Origin of the sequence: Serratia aquatilis (assembly GCF_044865145.1) — a bacterium.
GTDB lineage: Bacteria > Pseudomonadota > Gammaproteobacteria > Enterobacterales > Enterobacteriaceae > Chania > Chania aquatilis.
In genome coordinates, this window is the sequence record NZ_CP173186.1 from 3,704,545 (window position 1) to 3,722,535 (window position 17,991).

The following is a 17,991-nucleotide window of genomic DNA, read 5'->3' on the forward strand; positions in this document are numbered from 1 at the left end:
GCTGATACGACCATACAGTACAAGGGGGGGTAGTGATACAAAATAAAAACCCCCCGCCATAGGGCGAGGGGTTACAAAAAACAGGGGTAGGAAATTATCAATAAAAGTCGCAGGACGCCGTTTCTGCCTGTTGCAACCAGACGGGTTTATTACTGGTTTTGTACCAGACGCGATGCAGATAGCTGTAGAAACGTGCACGATCGCCACGGAACAGCATCACGGGTAAAGCAACAACACCGACCAGAATCACTGCGCTACGGCGCAGGAGGATCCGATGTAACGGATAGGCGTGATAGTTAGACATGCGAACCTCCTTCAAAATATCTGCACTGCGTTGTCAGGACACAGTGCGATATGAACGGCTAAATAAGGTGAATTGGAAATTGGACAAAATATTACCGCATCTGGTGTAATTTTACTACTCATCCGACCACCTAATTGCACAAAAAAATCGCAAAAATAGCCCGAGATACGTAATTTTGTTACAAAGAGGTTAATAAACGACCCCGAATTGGTTACAACATGGCATTTTGCAGGTTTTGCATCATTAACGAGTAATTTCTTTCATACCAAGAGTCATGCCACTGCTAAAAACGCATCACAGCCTGCCAGTAGCTGATAAAAACGCCATTTTTTGTTGTTAAATCAGCCATTTTTATACTTTTTTTACACCAATCCCTACTATTTTTTCAGCTTCTTTCCAGTGTCGCTCCTAGACTCAGGCTATCAAAAACAACACCTCTGGAGGTGTCCCGTGAGTTTCAGCGTTATTGGTGGTGCGCTGTTGGTCCTGTTACTGCTGGGCTATCTGATTTACGCATTGTTTAATGCGGAGGAATTCTGATGGCAGCTTCAGCCTTCTTGTTGATCGCCAGCTTTATGCTGGTGCTTCTGTTATTGGCTCGGCCACTCGGCGGCTTTTTAGCACGCCTGATTGAGGGAGAACCATTGCCAGTCCTACGACACATGGAAAAAGCAGTCTGGCGCTGCTGTGGCAGTGATACCACCGAAATGAACTGGTGGCAGTACGCGTTGGCTATTATGTGCTTCAACATACTTGGCATCGCACTGTTGTTTGTACTGTTGATGACACAAGGCTCATTACCACTCAATCCACAGGGGTTGCCTGGCCTGTCTTGGGATCTGGCACTGAATACCGCCACCAGCTTTGTCACCAATACCAACTGGCAGGCCTACAGCGGTGAAAGTACCTTGAGTTACTTAAGCCAAATGGTGGGATTGACGGTACAGAATTTCTTGTCTGCGGCTACGGGTATTGCTGTCGCGTTTGCTTTGATCCGCGCTTTTGCACGTCGTTCAAGCGCCACCATTGGTAATGCCTGGATCGATATTCTGCGTATTACGTTATATGTGCTGTTACCTCTCTCGTTCATCATTGCGCTGTTTTTTGTCAGCCAAGGCTCACTGCAAAACTTTCTGCCCTACCTGCACCTGAATACGCTAGAAGGTGCGCACCAGACGTTACCGATGGGGCCACTTGCTTCGCAGGAAGCGATCAAGATGCTGGGGACCAACGGCGGGGGATTTTTCGGTGCCAACTCGGCGCATCCGTTCGAGAACCCGACGGTGTTGACCAATTTTGTGCAAATGCTGGCGATATTTCTGATCCCTTGTGCGCTTTGCTTCTCTTTCGGTCAGGTTGCCGGTGAGAACCGTCAGGGTCACGCCCTGATCTGGGCAATGGCCCTGATCTTTATCATTGCGGTGATCGTCGTTATGAATGCTGAATTGGCCGGCAATCCGCATTTAAGCGCTCTGGGCAGTAGCAGCAACATCAATATGGAAGGTAAGGAATCCCGCTTCGGCATTCTTGCCAGCAGCATGTTCTCGGTAGTGACCACTGCGGCTTCTTGCGGTGCCGTTAACGCCATGCTCGACTCCTTTACCCCACTGGGTGGCATGGTTCCGATGTGGCTGATGCAGATTGGTGAGGTGGTCTTCGGTGGCGTGGGTTCTGGCCTGTACGGCATGTTGCTGTTCGTTCTGCTGACTGTATTTATTGCCGGGTTAATGATTGGCCGCACGCCAGAATACCTCGGCAAAAAAATCGATGTCTATGACATGAAAATGACTGCGCTGGCCATCCTGGTAACCCCAACGCTGGTACTACTGGGAACCGCATTAGCCATCGCCACCGATGCAGGGCGTGCAGGTATTCTCAATCCGGGGGCGCATGGTTTCAGCCAAGTGCTGTATGCCGTCTCTTCTGCCGCCAACAACAACGGCAGCGCCTTTGCTGGCTTGAGCGTGAATACCCCGTTCTACAATCTGCTATTAGCCTTTGCGATGTTCGTTGGCCGTTTCGGGGTGATCCTACCGGTACTAGCCATTGCAGGTTCCTTGTGTGTCAAAAAACGCCAGCCTGCAGGTAACGGAACGTTACCAACATACGGGCCGCTGTTTATCGGCCTGTTGATCGGCACCATCTTGCTGGTCGGGGCTTTAACCTTTGTTCCAGCACTGGCGCTGGGCCCGGTAGCCGAGCATTTACAGCTTTGGTTGGCTAACTAACCGTCATAATAGAGAGAAAAAGACGATGACTCGCAAACAACGTGCGCTGTTTGAACCGGCACTGGTGCGTACCGCCCTGCTCGATGCGGTGAAAAAGCTGGATCCTCGTGTCCAGTGGCGTAACCCGGTGATGTTCGTTGTGTACATCGGCAGTATCCTGACCACGGCCATTTGGCTGGCGATCCTAATGGGTAAAACCGATGGTAACGCTGCTTTTACCGGCAGCATCTCGCTGTGGCTGTGGTTTACCGTGCTGTTCGCCAACTTCGCCGAAGCCCTGGCGGAAGGGCGCAGCAAAGCTCAGGCAGAAAGCCTGAAAGGAACCAAGAAAACCAGTTGGGCGAAGAAACTCGCCTCGTCAAAGCACGATGGCCCTACCGAGAAAGTCTCGGCGGAAAGCCTGCGTAAAGGTGATGTGGTGCTGGTAGAGGCTGGCGATACTATCCCTTGCGATGGCGAAGTGCTTGAAGGTGGCGCCTCGGTCGATGAAAGTGCCATTACTGGTGAATCTGCCCCGGTTATTCGCGAGTCTGGCGGCGACTTCTCTTCGGTTACCGGCGGCACCCGTGTCCTGTCTGACTGGCTGGTCGTACAGTGTAGCGTCAACCCGGGTGAAACCTTCCTGGATCGCATGATTGCCATGGTGGAAGGTGCCAAACGGCGTAAAACGCCTAACGAAGTTGCACTGACGATTTTACTGGTTGCGCTGACCATTGTGTTCGTACTGGCAACGGCTACGCTGTTCCCTTACTCACAATACAGTGTAGAGGCGGCAGGCAGTGGTACCGTGGTATCCATCACCGTGCTGGTTGCTTTGCTGGTTTGTCTGATCCCGACCACTATCGGCGGGCTGCTGTCCGCTATTGGTGTCGCCGGGATGAGCCGTATGCTGGGTGCCAACGTGATCGCCACCAGCGGACGGGCAGTGGAGGCGGCCGGTGACGTTGACGTATTGCTGTTGGACAAAACCGGTACCATTACCCTCGGTAACCGTCAGGCTTCTGAATTCCTGCCTGCACCCGGCGTTAAAGAACAAGAGCTGGCAGATGCCGCACAACTCTCATCGCTGGCGGATGAAACCCCGGAGGGCCGCAGTATTGTGGTACTGGCCAAACAGCGCTTCAATTTACGCGAACGTGATTTGCAGGCGTTGAACGCTACCTTTGTTCCTTTCTCGGCGCAAACTCGGATGAGCGGTGTCAACGTGCAGGATCGCCTGATCCGTAAAGGCGCGGTCGATGCCATTCGTCGCCATGTGGAATCCAATCATGGCCATTTCCCACGCGCCGTAGACGATCTGGTGGAAAGCGTCGCGCGTACCGGCGGCACACCGCTGGTAGTCGCCGAGGGGCCACGGGTACTCGGAGTGGTCGCACTGAAAGATATCGTTAAGGGTGGGATTAAAGAGCGCTTTGCCGAGTTGCGTAAAATGGGTATCAAAACGGTGATGATCACCGGGGACAACCGCTTGACCGCAGCGGCTATCGCAGCCGAAGCGGGAGTCGACGACTTCCTGTCAGAAGCCACACCTGAAGCCAAGCTGGCGCTGATCCGCCAGTATCAGGCGGAAGGACGCTTGGTGGCAATGACCGGTGACGGGACTAACGATGCCCCTGCCCTGGCACAAGCCGACGTGGCGGTAGCCATGAACTCAGGTACCCAGGCCGCCAAAGAAGCTGGCAACATGGTTGATCTCGACTCCAACCCCACCAAGCTGATTGAAGTAGTACACATCGGTAAACAAATGCTGATGACACGCGGTTCGCTCACCACGTTCAGTATTGCCAACGATGTGGCGAAATACTTCGCCATTATTCCTGCAGCCTTTGCGGCTACCTATCCGCAGCTAAATGCGTTGAACGTTATGCATTTGCACTCCCCCTCCTCCGCCATTATGTCGGCGGTAATCTTTAACGCACTGGTGATCGTGTTCCTGATCCCCCTGGCGTTGAAAGGGGTGAGTTATAAGGCCATGAGCGCCGCAGCACTGTTGCGCCGCAATCTATGGCTGTATGGCGCTGGTGGGCTGTTAGTCCCCTTTGTGGGGATCAAACTGATCGACCTGCTGTTGACCGCGCTAAATATGGCGAACTAACGCTTTCAAGTAATTCAGTATCTTGAAATGCAGCGGATATATATTTACCCAAAATAATTCGAGTTGCTTGTAGGCGGCAACAGAGTAAAGCCTAGGAGCATAGATAAACTAAGTGACTAGGGTGAACGACAAATCTGCCAGGCAGATTTGAACGCTGTTTGCAGCGGCCCCGAAGGGGTGAGGCCCAGCATGGGCCGAGTAACGCAGCCAACACCCAAGCAACTTGAAGTATGAAGGGTATAACGAGGAAATCATCATGTCTTACTTACGCCCTTCACTGGTTATGTTGGTCCTGTTGACGCTGATCACCGGCATCGTCTATCCATTATTAACCACAGGGCTGTCACAACTGCTCTTTAGCGGTACGGCCAATGGTTCACTGCTCTACCAAGGGGATAAAGTGGTAGGCTCAGCTCTGATTGGCCAGAACTTTTCCCAACCGGGCTATTTCTGGGGGCGCCCTTCCGCAACTGGCGACTCGGCTTATAATGCCTTGGCATCCGGCGGCAGCAATCTGGCGGCCACCAACCCGGTTCTGGATAAAGCGATCGCAGAACGGGTTAAACAACTCCGCCAAGCGAACCCGACAATGAGCGGCCCTATTCCTGTTGATCTACTGACTGCATCCGGCAGTGGGTTGGATCCTCAGATTTCCGTTGCTGCCGCGCAGTACCAGTTGGCGCGCGTCGCCCAGGCGCGGCAACTGCCTGAGGCACAGCTTGCCAAGCTGATAGAAGAAAACACCGATAAGGCGACACCAAATTTCATGGGAGAATCGGTGGTGAACGTGCTTAAACTGAATATGGCCTTGGATGCGCTGAAATAAAGGGAACTCTTATGGTGGATGAAGAACAGCAACGCCCCGACCCAGACAGCCTATTGGCATTGGCCAATGAAAAGCCACGCGGCAAGCTGAAGGTGTTCTTTGGTGCCTGTGCCGGTGTTGGCAAAACCTACGCCATGCTGCAAGAAGCGCAACGACAGCGGGCTCAGGGGCTTGATGTTCTGGTTGGCGTGGTAGAAACCCATGGCCGGAGTGAAACCGCTGCGTTGCTGGAGGGGCTGTCGATCCTGCCACAAAAACGCATCCAACACCGTGGCCGCCAGTTGCATGAGTTCGATCTTGATGCCGCTCTGGCGCGCCACCCGGCGCTGATCCTGATGGACGAACTGGCGCACAGTAACGCCTACGGTTCACGTCACCCGAAACGCTGGCAAGATGTGGATGAGCTGCTGGATGCCGGTATTGACGTATTGACTACGGTTAACGTCCAGCATCTGGAAAGCCTTAACGATATCGTTGGTGGTGTCACCGGAGTGAGAGTAAGAGAAACGGTACCCGATCACGTTTTCGATGAAGCGACAGAAGTGGTGCTGGTGGATCTGCCTCCTGACGATCTGCGCCAAAGGTTGAATGAGGGGAAAGTTTATATTCCAGGCCAGGCTGAGCGAGCCATTGAGCATTTCTTCCGTAAAGGCAACCTGATTGCCTTACGCGAACTGGCACTGCGCCGCACCGCCGACCGTGTTGACGATCAGATGCGTGCCTTTCGTGACAGCCAGGGGCGCGAAAAAGTCTGGCATACGCGCGACAGTATCCTGCTGTGCGTTGGTCATACCAGCGGCAGCGAAAAACTGGTGCGCATCGCTGCGCGGCTGGCGGCTCGCCTTGGTTGCCACTGGCATGCGGTGTATGTTGAAACCCCTAAACTGCATCGCCTGCCGGAAAATCAACGGCGGGCAATACTGCGGGCTTTACGGCTAGCGCAAGAGCTGGGGGCAGAAACCGCCACCCTTTCCGATCCTTCGGAAGAACGCGCGGTATTACGTTATGCTCGGGAACATAATCTGGGGAAAATCATTATTGGCCGCCGGGGGGAACAACGCTGGAAGTTGCGTGGCAGCTTTGCCGATCGTCTTGGTCGCCTTGGACCCGATCTCGATCTGGTGATCGTAGCATTAGAAAACGACACGCCGCTGCCGCAGGCCAAAGAGCATGATAGCCGCACCTTCACCGAAAAATGGCGTTTTCAATTACAAGGCTGTGCCGTAGCCGTCGCGCTTTGCGCTATCATCACGCTGATGTCCCAATGGTTACTCCCCGGCTTTGATCAGGCCAATCTGGTGATGGTCTATCTGTTGGGTGTGGCGATTGTCGCTTTGTTCTATGGCCGCTGGCCTTCTGTACTTGCGGCGGTGATTAACGTTGCCAGCTTCGATCTGTTCTTTGTCCAACCCGAATGGTCGTTTGCCATTAGCGATATGCAGTACCTGCTAACGTTTGCCGTTATGCTGACCGTGGGGATCACCATAGGGAATCTGACCGCAGGGGTTCGCTACCAGGCCCGAGTTGCGCGTTACCGCGAACAGCGAGCGCGGCATTTGTATGAAATATCGCGTGGGCTCAGTAAAGCGTTAAGCAATGAAGATATCGCCAAAACCAGCCGCCATTTTCTCTCCAGCAGTTTTCAGGCTAAAACCGCCCTGTTACTGCCACAGGAAGACGGCACGTTGAAACAAGTGGTGGGCGAGGAAGGTGGCCTGCTGTCGGTGGATGAAGCCATCGCGCGTTGGAGTTACGGCAAAGGCCTGCCTGCTGGCGCGGGTACCGACACCTTACCCGGTGTCCCTTATCAGTTGCTGCCACTCAGCACCTCAAAACAGACGTTTGGTCTGTTGGCCATTGAGCCCAATAATCTGCGCCAACTGATGGTGCCGGAGCAGCAACGGTTACTGCAGACTTTCGCCGTGCTGATTGCCAGTGCTCTGGAACGCCTGCATCTGGCCCGCAGTGCCGAAGTCGCCAAGCTGGAAGCGGAGCGGGAACAACTGCGTAATTCGCTGCTGGCCGCACTCTCGCACGATCTGCGAACACCGCTTACCGTGCTATTCGGCCAAGCGGAAATCCTGACGCTGGATTTGGCGGCAGAAGGCTCCAAACACGCAACGCAAGCCAGCAAAATCCGCCAACAGGTATTGAGCACCACCCGCTTGGTGAACAACCTGCTGGATATGGCGCGTATTCAATCCGGCGGTTTTAACCTGCGTAAAGAGTGGCAATCTCTGGAAGAGATTGTCGGGGCGTCTCTACATATGCTGGAACCGCTGCTGACACTACACCAAATCAAGGTGGAACTACCCAAAGAGATGGTTCTGATCAACTGCGATGGCAGCCTGCTGGAGCGCGTTTTCACTAACCTGTTGGAAAACGCCAATAAATACGCAGGGGCCGAGGCAACCATCGGTATACGTGCGCGTTGTCTACCAGAGTGGCTAGAGGTAGAGGTTTGGGACGACGGCCCAGGTATTCCGCTTGAACAGACCCTGCTTATCTTTGATAAATTTTCGCGCGGCAATAAAGAGTCGGCAATTCCTGGCGTGGGCTTGGGGTTAGCGATTTGTCGTGCCATTATTGAGGTGCACGGCGGCCGTATCTGGGCTGAGAATCGCCAAGCAGGCGGAGCCAGCTTCCGCTTTATGCTGCCGTTGGAAAAAGCCCCTGAGTTAGAGGGAGAAGACATTGACCTGTGATCGAACGATAGAGGCCCTGTGACCACATCGCCAACCAATATTTTGATTGTTGAGGACGAAAAAGAGATCCGTCGCTTTGTAAGAGCCGCACTGGAGAGCGAGGGTTTACGGGTGTTTGAAAGTGAAACTCTGCAGCGCGGGCTGATAGAGGCCGGCACGCGTAAACCGGACTTGATCATACTGGACTTGGGGTTGCCTGATGGTGACGGGTTAAACTACATCCGTGATTTGCGTCAATGGAGTGCCATACCGGTGATCGTGCTTTCAGCGCGCGTCGAGGAAGAAGACAAGATTGCCGCACTGGATGCCGGTGCGGATGATTATCTCAGCAAACCTTTCGGCATTGGCGAACTGTTGGCCAGAGTGCGGGTTGCACTACGCCGCCACTCGTGTAACCAGCAGGAAAACCCGGTGGTAAGTTTCTCGGATATCACTGTCGATCTGATTAACCGCAGCGTACTGCGTAACGGTGAAGACCTGCACCTGACGCCCATCGAGTTTCGCCTGCTGACCGAATTACTGGCTAATGCAGGCAAAGTGATCACGCAACGCCAATTGCTGAGCCATGTCTGGGGCCCCAATTACGTTGAACACAGCCATTATCTGCGGATCTACATGGGCCATCTGCGGCAAAAACTGGAAGCAGACCCGGCACGTCCCAGGCACTTGCTTACCGAAACCGGCGTCGGCTACCGGTTTATGCCATAACTCAGGTTAACACCGTCGGATCTCAATCAACAGAGATAGGGATTGCGTTCATAAAAAAACGCTGTAAAAACAGCGTCAGACTGCTGACAAAGCCCGTTATTAGGGGGAGCGTGCCGAAGGGGTCGTAACGGCGTAAGCCGTCGGAGTGCCCCTCGGTGCGCTAGACCCGTGTATCTCAGGCTAAAAGGCGACTTTGTCATCAACCTCACGCTGTAAAAACAGCGTTTTATCATCATCAAAAGCAAGAGTTATTTAGCTGAGGCTAATACTTCACTGACGATCTCAACGGCTTCATGCTCGATCTTCTCGCGGTGTTCAGCCCCGAGGAAACTCTCACAGTAAATCTTATAAGCTTCTTCCGTACCTGAAGGACGGGCGGCAAACCAGCCATTGTCAGTCATCACTTTCAGACCGCCAATGGAAGCACCATTGCCCGGAGCCGCGGTCAAACGAGCAGTGATCGGATCGCCTGCCAGGGTGCTGGCTTTTACCATTTCGGGTGACAGCTTGGAGAGAGCGGCCTTCTGTGCTGACGTTGCTGGTGCCTGGAGACGGTTATAGCTCGGCGCACCGAAGCGTTTAGCCAGACCATCATAATGGTGCTGCGGATTTTCGCCAGTGACTGCGGTGATTTCTGCCGCCAACAGGCACATGATAATGCCGTCTTTATCGGTAGACCAAGGCGTACCGTCGAAACGCAGGAACGAAGCACCTGCGCTTTCCTCACCACCAAACCCTAGGGTGCCATCAAACAGACCATCCACAAACCATTTGAAACCCACCGGAACTTCTAGCAGTTTGCGATCCAGATCGGCCACTACGCGGTCGATCATCGCACTGGATACCAAGGTTTTACCTACGGCAACATTGCTTCCCCACTGCGGACGATGCTGGAACAAATAATTGATCGCCACCGCCAGATAGTGATTCGGGTTCATCAAGCCTCTTGGCGTGACAATGCCGTGGCGGTCGTAGTCGGGATCGTTGGCAAAGGCCAGATCGAACTTATCGCGCAGCGCCAAAAGGCCAGCCATTGCCGACTCAGAAGAGCAGTCCATGCGGATAATGCCGTCATGGTCCAGATGCATGAAGCGGAAAGTCTGATCGATGGAATCATTAACCAGAGTCAGATCCAGCTTATAATGCTCGGCAATCCGCTGCCAGTATGCAATGCCGGAACCACCGAGTGGATCCACACCCAGCTTCAAGCCAGCGCGCTGAATGGCTGGCATATCAACAATTTCCACCAGCCCGGCGACATAAGGTTGCACCAGATCCTGCGCGTGCAGATGGCCGCTGTTCCAGGCTTTTTCCAACGATTGACGTTGGACACCTTGTAGCTTCAGCGTCAGCAGTTCATTGGCACGCTTTTCAATCACCGAAGTCAGGTTGGTATCGGCTGGGCCACCGTTTGGCGGATTGTACTTAATGCCACCATCTTCCGGTGGGTTGTGCGAAGGAGTGATGACAATCCCGTCTGCCTGAGCGCCGCCTTTGCGGTTATACGATAGGATAGCGTGTGACACTGCCGGTGTTGGTGTGAAACCATTATCTGCTTGTACAACAACATCAACGCCATTGGCGGTCAGAACTTCCAGCACCGAAATGAAGGCAGGCTCAGAGAGAGCATGTGTATCCTTGCCTACATAGCAAGGGCCCGTCGTGCCATGCTGGCGGCGAACCTCAGCAATAGCCTGGGCTATCGCCAAAATATGCGCTTCATTGAAACTTTGGCGTAAAGCGCTGCCACGATGCCCTGAGGTACCGAATTTCACCGCATGAGCGGCATTACCGGCTTCCGGTTGTAGCACATAATACTGTGACGTCAGTTGGGCTACGTTGATCAAATCACTTTGCTGAGCGGGTTGCCCGGCACGTGGGTCATTCGCCATCGACTCTCTCCCTAATATGCCAGTACTGTGGCCCGGCAATATGTCGCTTACGGCCACTGTGACGGGCTGTTTGCTAAATTAAACAGTACCGCAAACTTTCTCGGTCAGTTCCGCCGGGAACTGCATAGCCAGCATTATGTGTTCGATCATGCTGCGCTTGCGGCCAGTATTGGTATTAGTTATCACCCAGTAAGGCGTACCTGGAACATGTTTAGGTTTGGTGTGTGTTCCATTTGCCAACAACGTTTGCTGATCGCCAGCAAAATAGGTACGGGTACGGCCATGCAATGCATCCGTTGCCGCAGCGAAACCTGCTGCATCAAGGGTATACAACGTGGACAGCACCATCATGAAACGATTTACAGCTTTATTTTGTGCCGCATATTCATCCGACAGCAGCAGTTCACGCACAGCACGCACACGATCGCGCGGCGGTTTTGCTGGAACGGCAACTGCTGAGGCGTCAGCCGGCACACCATCAACAACGGCAGGCGCAGTCTGCACCGGAAGACCCGCGGTAAACTTCAGCATACGCCGTAAAATATCAGACGCACTTTCACCAATATGTTGCGTGTGGCTGGCAATGTAACGGTAAAGTTCTTCGTCGACTTCTATAGTTTTCATCTTTATCCAAAACGATAATGCAATTGATTTTTATGGTATTTAAAGAAAAACTTAATTTTCATCTACATTTTTACAACTATCTGGTTTTACTGTATTTCACTGCCTTCGGCTAGATTAACAGACTCTAGAAGACCCGCCAACTTTCCCTCTGTGACTTTGGGAGCCAAACGCACACAAAAACCTCTCACCTTTCTGCCAGATATCAATGACCTTTAACTTATATTTCACCCGAAAGTTCCGATCTGCCATCGCAGATTATTAAGGGATTATCTGTATCAAACGTTATACCCTTCATACTTCAAGTTGCTTGGGTGTTGGCCGCGCTTACAAGCAACTCGAATTTTTTTGGGTATAGCTGGCATAAATAACATTCTGTTTGAATTTCCATCTTCGGTGATGACTCCATCTGCCAGCCGAATTGCGCGGGGAAAGTATTTTTTAACAAAAGAATAATCGTGGCTGATAGCCAGCACAGTGGTGCCCTGCGCACGGCAGATTTCTAACCAGTTGATAAATATCCCCAACCAATAGCTATCAAAATCACGGCTTGGCTCGTCCAGCAGCAACAGCGGCGGAGCTACACATGCCAGGCTTGCCACTGCCACCATACGCCGTTGACCCGCATGTAAATCCAACGGATGTGCATCAGCAACGTCTGATAAACCGCAAAGTGTCAGCGTTTGTGCAATATGTTGCTGAAGAAGATCGCCGCGCACCCCTTGCAGCCGTAACCCAAAAGCGATCTCGTCACGAACTCGGTGGCGAAAAATCTGCCGTTCCGCCTCCTGGAATAACACCCCAAGTAACGGTGCTCGCTGTGCGGCCTTGAGCGTGGCAATGTCCCGCCCCTGCACCATAATATGTCCGCCTGTCGGCTTTAATAAGCCGGCAATCAGGCGCAGCAGCGTGGATTTTCCAGCACCGTTGTCACCGATCAAGGCAACCCACTCTCCCGTTTCAATGGTAAGGTTCAGACCATTGATGAGTGGTTTTTCAGCACCAACCCACTGATAATCAAGTTTTTTGATACTTAACATGGTGATAGACTGCCTTGCGTTAGTGCCCAGGTTTGCCGACAGTAAGCAGTAATATTGAGCAGCGAACGTTCAAAAAGCAGAATCACGCAATTTTGCTCATTCGCATAGGCAACAAGTTGTTGCAACAGCGTTGTGGTCGCCTTTGGCGTCAGGCGGCTAAATGCTTCGTCAAGCAGTAACAACTGTGGGCGCATCGCCAGCGCACATGCCATTACCACCCGCTGCGTTTCTCCACCGGAAAGCGTTGCTGGATGACGATAACGTAGGGCGTGACAATCGGTAAATGTCATCGCTTGCTCAATCCGTGCCAAAATTTCTGCTTCATCAAGGCAAAGATTCTCTGGCCCGAAAGCGATTTCCTCTTCTACAGTGAAAGTACACCCCGAGAGTTGCAACTGCGGCGCCTGTTGAATTAGCTGTACCCGTTGTGCCATCTCTACCAGCGGGTGCGATCCCATTTCAATACCAAGTACCAACCCGGAACCTTTAAGCTCCCCGGGTAAAAAATCGGGATAACAGCCTGCCAGCAACTGTGCCAGAGTTGTTTTCCCACTGCCATTCCCCCCGGTAATACCGTACAAACCTGGCGCATCGCAGTGCAGATCGATACTTTCCAATTGCCAGTTGATGCTCCCTTGAGGAATAAAGCTCAGCGCATTCAGTGCCACAACCACAGCCAGACTCCTATTTCCAGCACTGCCAGCAACAGCAAGCTATAACGCGTAATACGTTGAAACGCCGTATCAATCGGCGCCCACAATGTGGTGCGTTTCGGATGCAAACGAAAGGCCCGCATATCTAACGCAGTGCTGCGCGCCGTGAGATCGTTCAACGCGCCGTGAGTTAACGGTATGACTAACGCCGGAACATAACGCAGCCGTTGGTACCAGGCCCCATCCAAGGGGACACCGCGCGCCAGTTGCGCTTCGTAAATTGCACTTAGTTGGCTACGCAGTTGCTCCGCAATCAACAACGGCCCGGCCAGCAGATAAGCAAGCCCCGGTGGTAAACGGCTGGCAAACAGTGCACGAATAATGCGCTGTGGCGGTACGTACTGCAGCCAGATTTGCCCGCTACACAGTAGTGCCAACAGACGCAGCCAAAGTGCTGCAGCATTCTGCAGTTCACTACTATCAGGCATCTCGCCTCGTAACCACCATGATAACCAACCGCTATGCACCAACCATAACCCCCCTGCCATCGGCAACATAATCCACACCACATAGCGCCAACGGTGCCGGGTACTTTTCATCAGGATAAGCAGTAGAAAACTCGCCAGGCTATACCCGAACAGCAGGTAACCAAACGGCATCAACAGGCTACTGGTGGCAAGCAATAGCCAAATAGTCAGGGAGGTAAACGGATGCATTAACGAATAGCTGCCATTAACGGGAAGTTACGCAGTGTACGCTGCGACATATTACGCACCAGCAACCAGACGATGATCGCAACCAGCACTTTATCTATCAGATTGACACCTAGAACCGTCATCGCCACCGACTCAATCAGATTACTGCCCATGGAATGCACATAAGCGACAAAGAAGTCCGCACCACTGCCGGTGACACCCGCGAACAGGTAAGTCCGGATCGGCACGGCAACTATTGTAACGGCAAGGGTAATAACAACACCGCTCATGATCACTTTTGGTAACGAACGGAACCAGCCGACACGCGCAAGTACGCCAGCCACCAGACCAATCACCATCGCTACTGGCGCAAAAGCGGCAGCAATCGGGCCGGTGAATACGCCCCAGATGAGGTTAGTCAACAAACCGGTTAACATGCCCACAATCGGCCCGGCAAGTATCGCACTCAACAAGGTACCAATTGAGTCGAGAAAAACCGGAAGCTTCAGCATAGAGACCAACTGCCCGCCAACCATGTTGATAGCAATGGAGATAACAATCAAAACCAGCGTCTGACTTGATAACACTTTACTCGCCATAAATTCCCCCAGTTTAGAAATTAACGTTGCCTGATATTTAATTCGTCATACCCAGAACGAACACAAGGTTGCCGGCTAAACGCCACGTCATTAAGCTCGCCAATCACCAGTTCGAGCGTAGTACGCACAATGCAGCCCTCCATCACATGCCCCCCCGTCATGTGGCCATTCTCATCGGCCACGGCCATGTGCAGATGCTCGCCCCCGGCCTCCAAGGTGCCTATCAGTGATACCACTTCAAATTTCCCACTCAATAAGTTGGCACCTTCACGCCCGGCATAACGAAAAACCACCTCACTTAAACTACCGACACAGCCGCTTATCCATGCGGCACGCAAATCGTGCGTCCTGATAAAATCGCGTAAAGCACTGACCAGTTCCTGTTGCGGCAACAGACGCAAGGCGTAAAAACGCGCTGTTGACGATGTTAATGTCGCCACGATGAAATCCTTTAAAACAATGGATTAGGTATAGTGAAAAATAGAAACAAACAGGCGTCGGAAAGGCAGGATACAACAAGAGGAATTTTGACTATTTCCAGATAACTCCGAACCTCGGACGTTAACAGGCATCATAAATATTGATTGTGTTGAAGTATGTGACATATGTCAGTAAAAGTTACGGTAGCTACCGACCGAATGATTACGCAAAGGTCCGCTCTGCCCAGTCGATGAAAAGCCAGATTACTCATCGAGTAGAGTAATATCATGCTACCTTAGCCAAATGTCTCAACGTCATGAGCTTCGCCATGAAATTACATTATCAATTGATGCCCCAAGAGGCTTCCGCAAGCGCAGCGTCGCCAATAATCTTGCTACATGGCCTGTTTGGCAATCTGGATAACCTGGGGATGCTGGCACGCGATCTGAGTCAACACCACCCGGTGTGCAAAGTCGATCTTCGTAATCATGGGCTCTCGCCCCGCTCTACTGAGATGACTTACCGGGCTATGGCTGAGGATCTACTCGCGCTGTTAAATGAACTGCGGTTTGATAAAGCCATTGTCATCGGTCACTCCATGGGCGGCAAAGCAGCAATGGCGCTCACGGCGCTGGCTCCTGAGTGCATTGAAAAACTGGTGGTGATCGATATTGCTCCCGTAGCCTACAACACCCGCCGTCATGACAAAATTTTCGCGGCTCTACAAGCCGTAACCAACGCGGGTATTACCCAACGCCAGCAGGCAGCCACGATGATGCGTGAATATCTCGATGAAGAAGGGGTAATCCAATTCCTGTTGAAGTCCTTCCATGCAGGAGCCTGGCGTTTCAACCTTCCTGCCTTGATTGAGCAATACGAAAATATTCTCGGCTGGCAGGAGATCCCTTCCTGGCCGTATCCAACGCTGTTTATCCGCGGTGGGCTTTCTCCTTATGTGCAGGATAGCTATCGCGATGACATTGCTCGCCAGTTCCCGCAGGCACGTGCCCATGTTGTTGCCGGTACTGGCCATTGGGTTCACGCAGAGAAACCAGAGGCCGTGTTGCGGGTTATCCATCGCTTCCTTGATGGTGCGTAAACGTTGAGTGGTGAAAAAACGCGCTAAAGATAATGGCTTAGCGTGTCTGCAACCAAGTTTGGCATTGTCGGCGCGCCCCCCGCTAGGGTAAGATGGCGCGCTATAATTTTGCCACCATGCCCAACGTGTGAATCAGCGCGGGCTGGGGGTGAATTTGGGTTAGGGTTTTGTGGCCCGAATTGTGTTAACCGAGCTGTAGAGAAACGCGCTAAACCCCGGCTTTTAAGTTGTTATCAATCTGCAACTTGAAGAGCCAGGGCATAACGTTGCTTTGGATGCAGACTCCCTTGCAGTACCGCTACCTATGGCAAAAGAACAAACGGATCGCACGACGCTGGATCTGTTCGCAGATGAACGCCGTCCGGGGCGCCCGAAAACCAACCCGCTTTCCCGTGATGAACAGCTAAGAATCAATAAGCGCAATCAGCTACGGCGTGACAAAGTGCGTGGATTAAGGCGTGTGGAGCTGAAAATTAACGCAGACGCAGTAGATGCCCTTAATAAGCTGGCAGATCAGCGCAATATCAGCCGCAGCGAGTTAATTGAACAGATGCTGTTAGCTAAGTTGGCAGAAGAACAGCCTGAACAATGATCCTGTTGGCGGCATGGTGTCAAGGATGACGCCAGAACGACTCAGCACTTATAGATAACCCAAGGCATCGCATAAACATGATAAAACCTTGGGGCAAACTTCTGGCATGATACGCATTTACGGATGAGAAACAGGGCCCAAGCCTGTTCTCATACCGCGTTTACGCAATACAATCCATTGAATTAAAAGGTTATCTGTAATATGGCTCATGTAGGCATTTTCTTTGGCAGCGATACTGGCAATACCGAAAACATTGCCAAGATGATCCAGAAGACTCTTCACCAAAAATACGGCAATGATGTTGCTGAAATTCACGACATCGCCAAAAGCAGCAAAGAAGATCTGGAAGCATTTGATATTTTGCTGCTTGGTATTCCAACCTGGTACTACGGTGAAGCACAGTGTGACTGGGATGATTTCTTCCCAACGCTGGAAGACATCGACTTCAACGGTAAGCTGGTTGCGCTGTTCGGCTGTGGCGATCAGGAAGACTATGCAGAATACTTCTGTGATGCCATGGGCACCATCCGCGACATCATTGAACCACGTGGAGCAGCGATTGTGGGCCACTGGCCGACTAAGGGCTACCATTTCGAAGCGTCCAAGGGGCTGGCTGATGATCATCATTTTGTCGGTCTTGCCATTGACGAAGATCGTCAACCAGAATTGACCAATGAGCGCGTCGAGGCTTGGGTCAAACAAATCAGTGAAGAACTGAGCCTGGCCGATATCGTCGGGTAAACACGCGGCTTGAGCGAAATGGTACCGTGTCCCCTTAATTGCACCACTGCACTGCCATCGGTCAGTTAAGGGGCACAGCCTAAAAGCCCATCAAGCACAGCATGCCTCAGTGCAAAGATAGCTTTGTTAATGACTAACGGTTACTATTTACAGCAACCGGTTCTATAATGAGACGCAATTAACTCTTTGTGCCGACCGATTGCTACAGGCGATAACGCCTTAACTTGATTTGCATAGTAACAGGACTGAACCCGCATGACTGACAACAACAACGCATTGAAGAAGGCCGGCTTAAAAGTCACGCTTCCGCGACTCAAAATCCTGGAAGTATTGCAGGATCCGAAATGCCATCATGTCAGTGCGGAAGATCTGTACAAGAAGCTGATAGACATGGGTGAAGAGATCGGCTTGGCAACCGTCTACCGCGTATTGAACCAATTTGATGACGCAGGTATTGTCACCCGTCACAATTTTGAAGGCGGCAAGTCGGTATTCGAACTGACCCAACAGCATCACCACGATCACCTCATTTGCCTGGATTGCGGCAAGGTGATTGAATTCAGCGATGAGTCAATCGAAGTGCGTCAGCGTGATATCGCCAAGCAACACGGCATTAAACTGACCAATCATAGCCTGTATCTTTATGGCCACTGTGAAGTAGGCGAATGTCGTACAGATGAGTCACTGCACGATAAAAGATAAAACCAGCTAACCGCATTGAGAAAACCGCCTGCATCACACGGCGGTTTTTTTGTTGCTGCGGGTCACAAAAA

General features: G+C 52.2%; 18 protein-coding genes. 10 read left to right on the forward strand and 8 right to left on the reverse strand.

Annotated elements, in window-relative coordinates; genetic code table 11:
* Positions 1 to 97 precede the first annotated feature (97 nt).
* Complete coding sequence (locus SAQUA_RS16815) at positions 98 to 304, reverse strand: YbfA family protein (RefSeq protein ID WP_380680989.1); 207 nt, start codon at positions 302 to 304, stop codon at positions 98 to 100.
* Between the two features lie 450 nt (positions 305 to 754).
* Here SAQUA_RS16815 and SAQUA_RS16820 point away from each other — a divergent pair, with 450 nt between their 5' ends.
* The 6 genes from SAQUA_RS16820 to kdpE all read left to right on the forward strand — a co-directional run bounded on the left by SAQUA_RS16820 (position 755) and on the right by kdpE (position 8,866).
* Positions 755 to 844 carry a K(+)-transporting ATPase subunit F gene (locus SAQUA_RS16820; RefSeq protein WP_380680992.1) on the forward strand — a complete coding sequence of 30 codons (90 nt, stop codon included), beginning with the start codon at positions 755 to 757 and terminating at the stop codon, positions 842 to 844.
* Positions 844 to 2,532 (forward strand): potassium-transporting ATPase subunit KdpA, encoded by a 1,689-nt coding sequence (kdpA, locus tag SAQUA_RS16825; protein WP_380680995.1) that lies wholly within the window; start codon positions 844 to 846, stop codon positions 2,530 to 2,532. Before SAQUA_RS16820 ends, kdpA begins: the two co-directional genes overlap by 1 nt.
* 25 nt (positions 2,533 to 2,557) lie before the next feature.
* Complete coding sequence (kdpB, locus tag SAQUA_RS16830; protein WP_380680998.1) at positions 2,558 to 4,627, forward strand: potassium-transporting ATPase subunit KdpB; 2,070 nt, start codon at positions 2,558 to 2,560, stop codon at positions 4,625 to 4,627.
* A 256-nt stretch (positions 4,628 to 4,883) separates the two neighbouring features.
* Positions 4,884 to 5,453, forward strand: a complete 570-nt coding sequence (gene kdpC, locus SAQUA_RS16835) for a potassium-transporting ATPase subunit KdpC (protein WP_380681001.1) — start codon at positions 4,884 to 4,886, stop codon at positions 5,451 to 5,453.
* An 11-nt stretch (positions 5,454 to 5,464) separates the two neighbouring features.
* Complete coding sequence (kdpD, locus tag SAQUA_RS16840) at positions 5,465 to 8,158, forward strand: two-component system sensor histidine kinase KdpD (RefSeq protein WP_380681004.1); 2,694 nt, start codon at positions 5,465 to 5,467, stop codon at positions 8,156 to 8,158.
* Between the two features lie 18 nt (positions 8,159 to 8,176).
* A complete protein-coding gene (gene kdpE, locus SAQUA_RS16845; RefSeq protein ID WP_380681007.1) occupies positions 8,177 to 8,866 on the forward strand; it encodes a two-component system response regulator KdpE in 690 nt (229 codons plus the stop codon).
* Positions 8,867 to 9,114: 248 nt separating this feature from the next.
* On the opposite strand, the gene pgm is transcribed toward kdpE, so the two are convergent.
* The 7 genes from pgm to SAQUA_RS16880 form a co-directional block, all read right to left on the reverse strand.
* Complete coding sequence (gene pgm, locus SAQUA_RS16850) at positions 9,115 to 10,758, reverse strand: phosphoglucomutase (alpha-D-glucose-1,6-bisphosphate-dependent) (RefSeq protein WP_380681010.1); 1,644 nt, start codon at positions 10,756 to 10,758, stop codon at positions 9,115 to 9,117.
* Between the two features lie 78 nt (positions 10,759 to 10,836).
* Positions 10,837 to 11,382 (reverse strand): replication initiation negative regulator SeqA, encoded by a 546-nt coding sequence (gene seqA / locus SAQUA_RS16855; RefSeq protein ID WP_380681013.1) that lies wholly within the window; start codon positions 11,380 to 11,382, stop codon positions 10,837 to 10,839.
* 275 nt (positions 11,383 to 11,657) lie between these two features.
* A complete protein-coding gene (locus SAQUA_RS16860; protein WP_380681016.1) occupies positions 11,658 to 12,419 on the reverse strand; it encodes an ABC transporter ATP-binding protein in 762 nt (253 codons plus the stop codon).
* Positions 12,413 to 13,081 (reverse strand): ABC transporter ATP-binding protein, encoded by a 669-nt coding sequence (locus tag SAQUA_RS16865; RefSeq protein ID WP_380681242.1) that lies wholly within the window; start codon positions 13,079 to 13,081, stop codon positions 12,413 to 12,415. Before SAQUA_RS16865 ends, SAQUA_RS16860 begins: the two co-directional genes overlap by 7 nt.
* Positions 13,078 to 13,788 carry an energy-coupling factor transporter transmembrane component T family protein gene (locus SAQUA_RS16870; protein ID WP_380681019.1) on the reverse strand — a complete coding sequence of 237 codons (711 nt, stop codon included), beginning with the start codon at positions 13,786 to 13,788 and terminating at the stop codon, positions 13,078 to 13,080. The genes SAQUA_RS16865 and SAQUA_RS16870 overlap by 4 nt, the downstream gene beginning before the upstream one ends.
* Positions 13,788 to 14,366 (reverse strand): ECF transporter S component, encoded by a 579-nt coding sequence (locus SAQUA_RS16875; RefSeq protein ID WP_380681022.1) that lies wholly within the window; start codon positions 14,364 to 14,366, stop codon positions 13,788 to 13,790. Before SAQUA_RS16875 ends, SAQUA_RS16870 begins: the two co-directional genes overlap by 1 nt.
* A 20-nt stretch (positions 14,367 to 14,386) precedes the next feature.
* On the reverse strand, positions 14,387 to 14,806 hold the full coding sequence (locus SAQUA_RS16880) for a PPC domain-containing DNA-binding protein (protein ID WP_380681025.1): 420 nt from the start codon (positions 14,804 to 14,806) through the stop codon (positions 14,387 to 14,389).
* A gap of 308 nt (positions 14,807 to 15,114) precedes the next feature.
* Here SAQUA_RS16880 and ybfF point away from each other — a divergent pair, with 308 nt between their 5' ends.
* The 4 genes from ybfF (at position 15,115) to fur (ending at position 17,920) form a co-directional block, all read left to right on the forward strand.
* Positions 15,115 to 15,885 (forward strand): esterase, encoded by a 771-nt coding sequence (gene ybfF / locus SAQUA_RS16885; RefSeq protein ID WP_380681028.1) that lies wholly within the window; start codon positions 15,115 to 15,117, stop codon positions 15,883 to 15,885.
* Positions 15,886 to 16,189: 304 nt separating this feature from the next.
* A complete protein-coding gene (gene ybfE, locus SAQUA_RS16890) occupies positions 16,190 to 16,477 on the forward strand; it encodes a LexA regulated protein (protein WP_380681031.1) in 288 nt (95 codons plus the stop codon).
* Positions 16,478 to 16,678: 201 nt separating this feature from the next.
* Positions 16,679 to 17,218 carry a flavodoxin FldA gene (gene fldA / locus SAQUA_RS16895; protein WP_380681034.1) on the forward strand — a complete coding sequence of 180 codons (540 nt, stop codon included), beginning with the start codon at positions 16,679 to 16,681 and terminating at the stop codon, positions 17,216 to 17,218.
* Between the two features lie 255 nt (positions 17,219 to 17,473).
* On the forward strand, positions 17,474 to 17,920 hold the full coding sequence (gene fur, locus SAQUA_RS16900) for a ferric iron uptake transcriptional regulator (RefSeq protein ID WP_380681037.1): 447 nt from the start codon (positions 17,474 to 17,476) through the stop codon (positions 17,918 to 17,920).
* Positions 17,921 to 17,991: the final 71 nt, after the last annotated feature.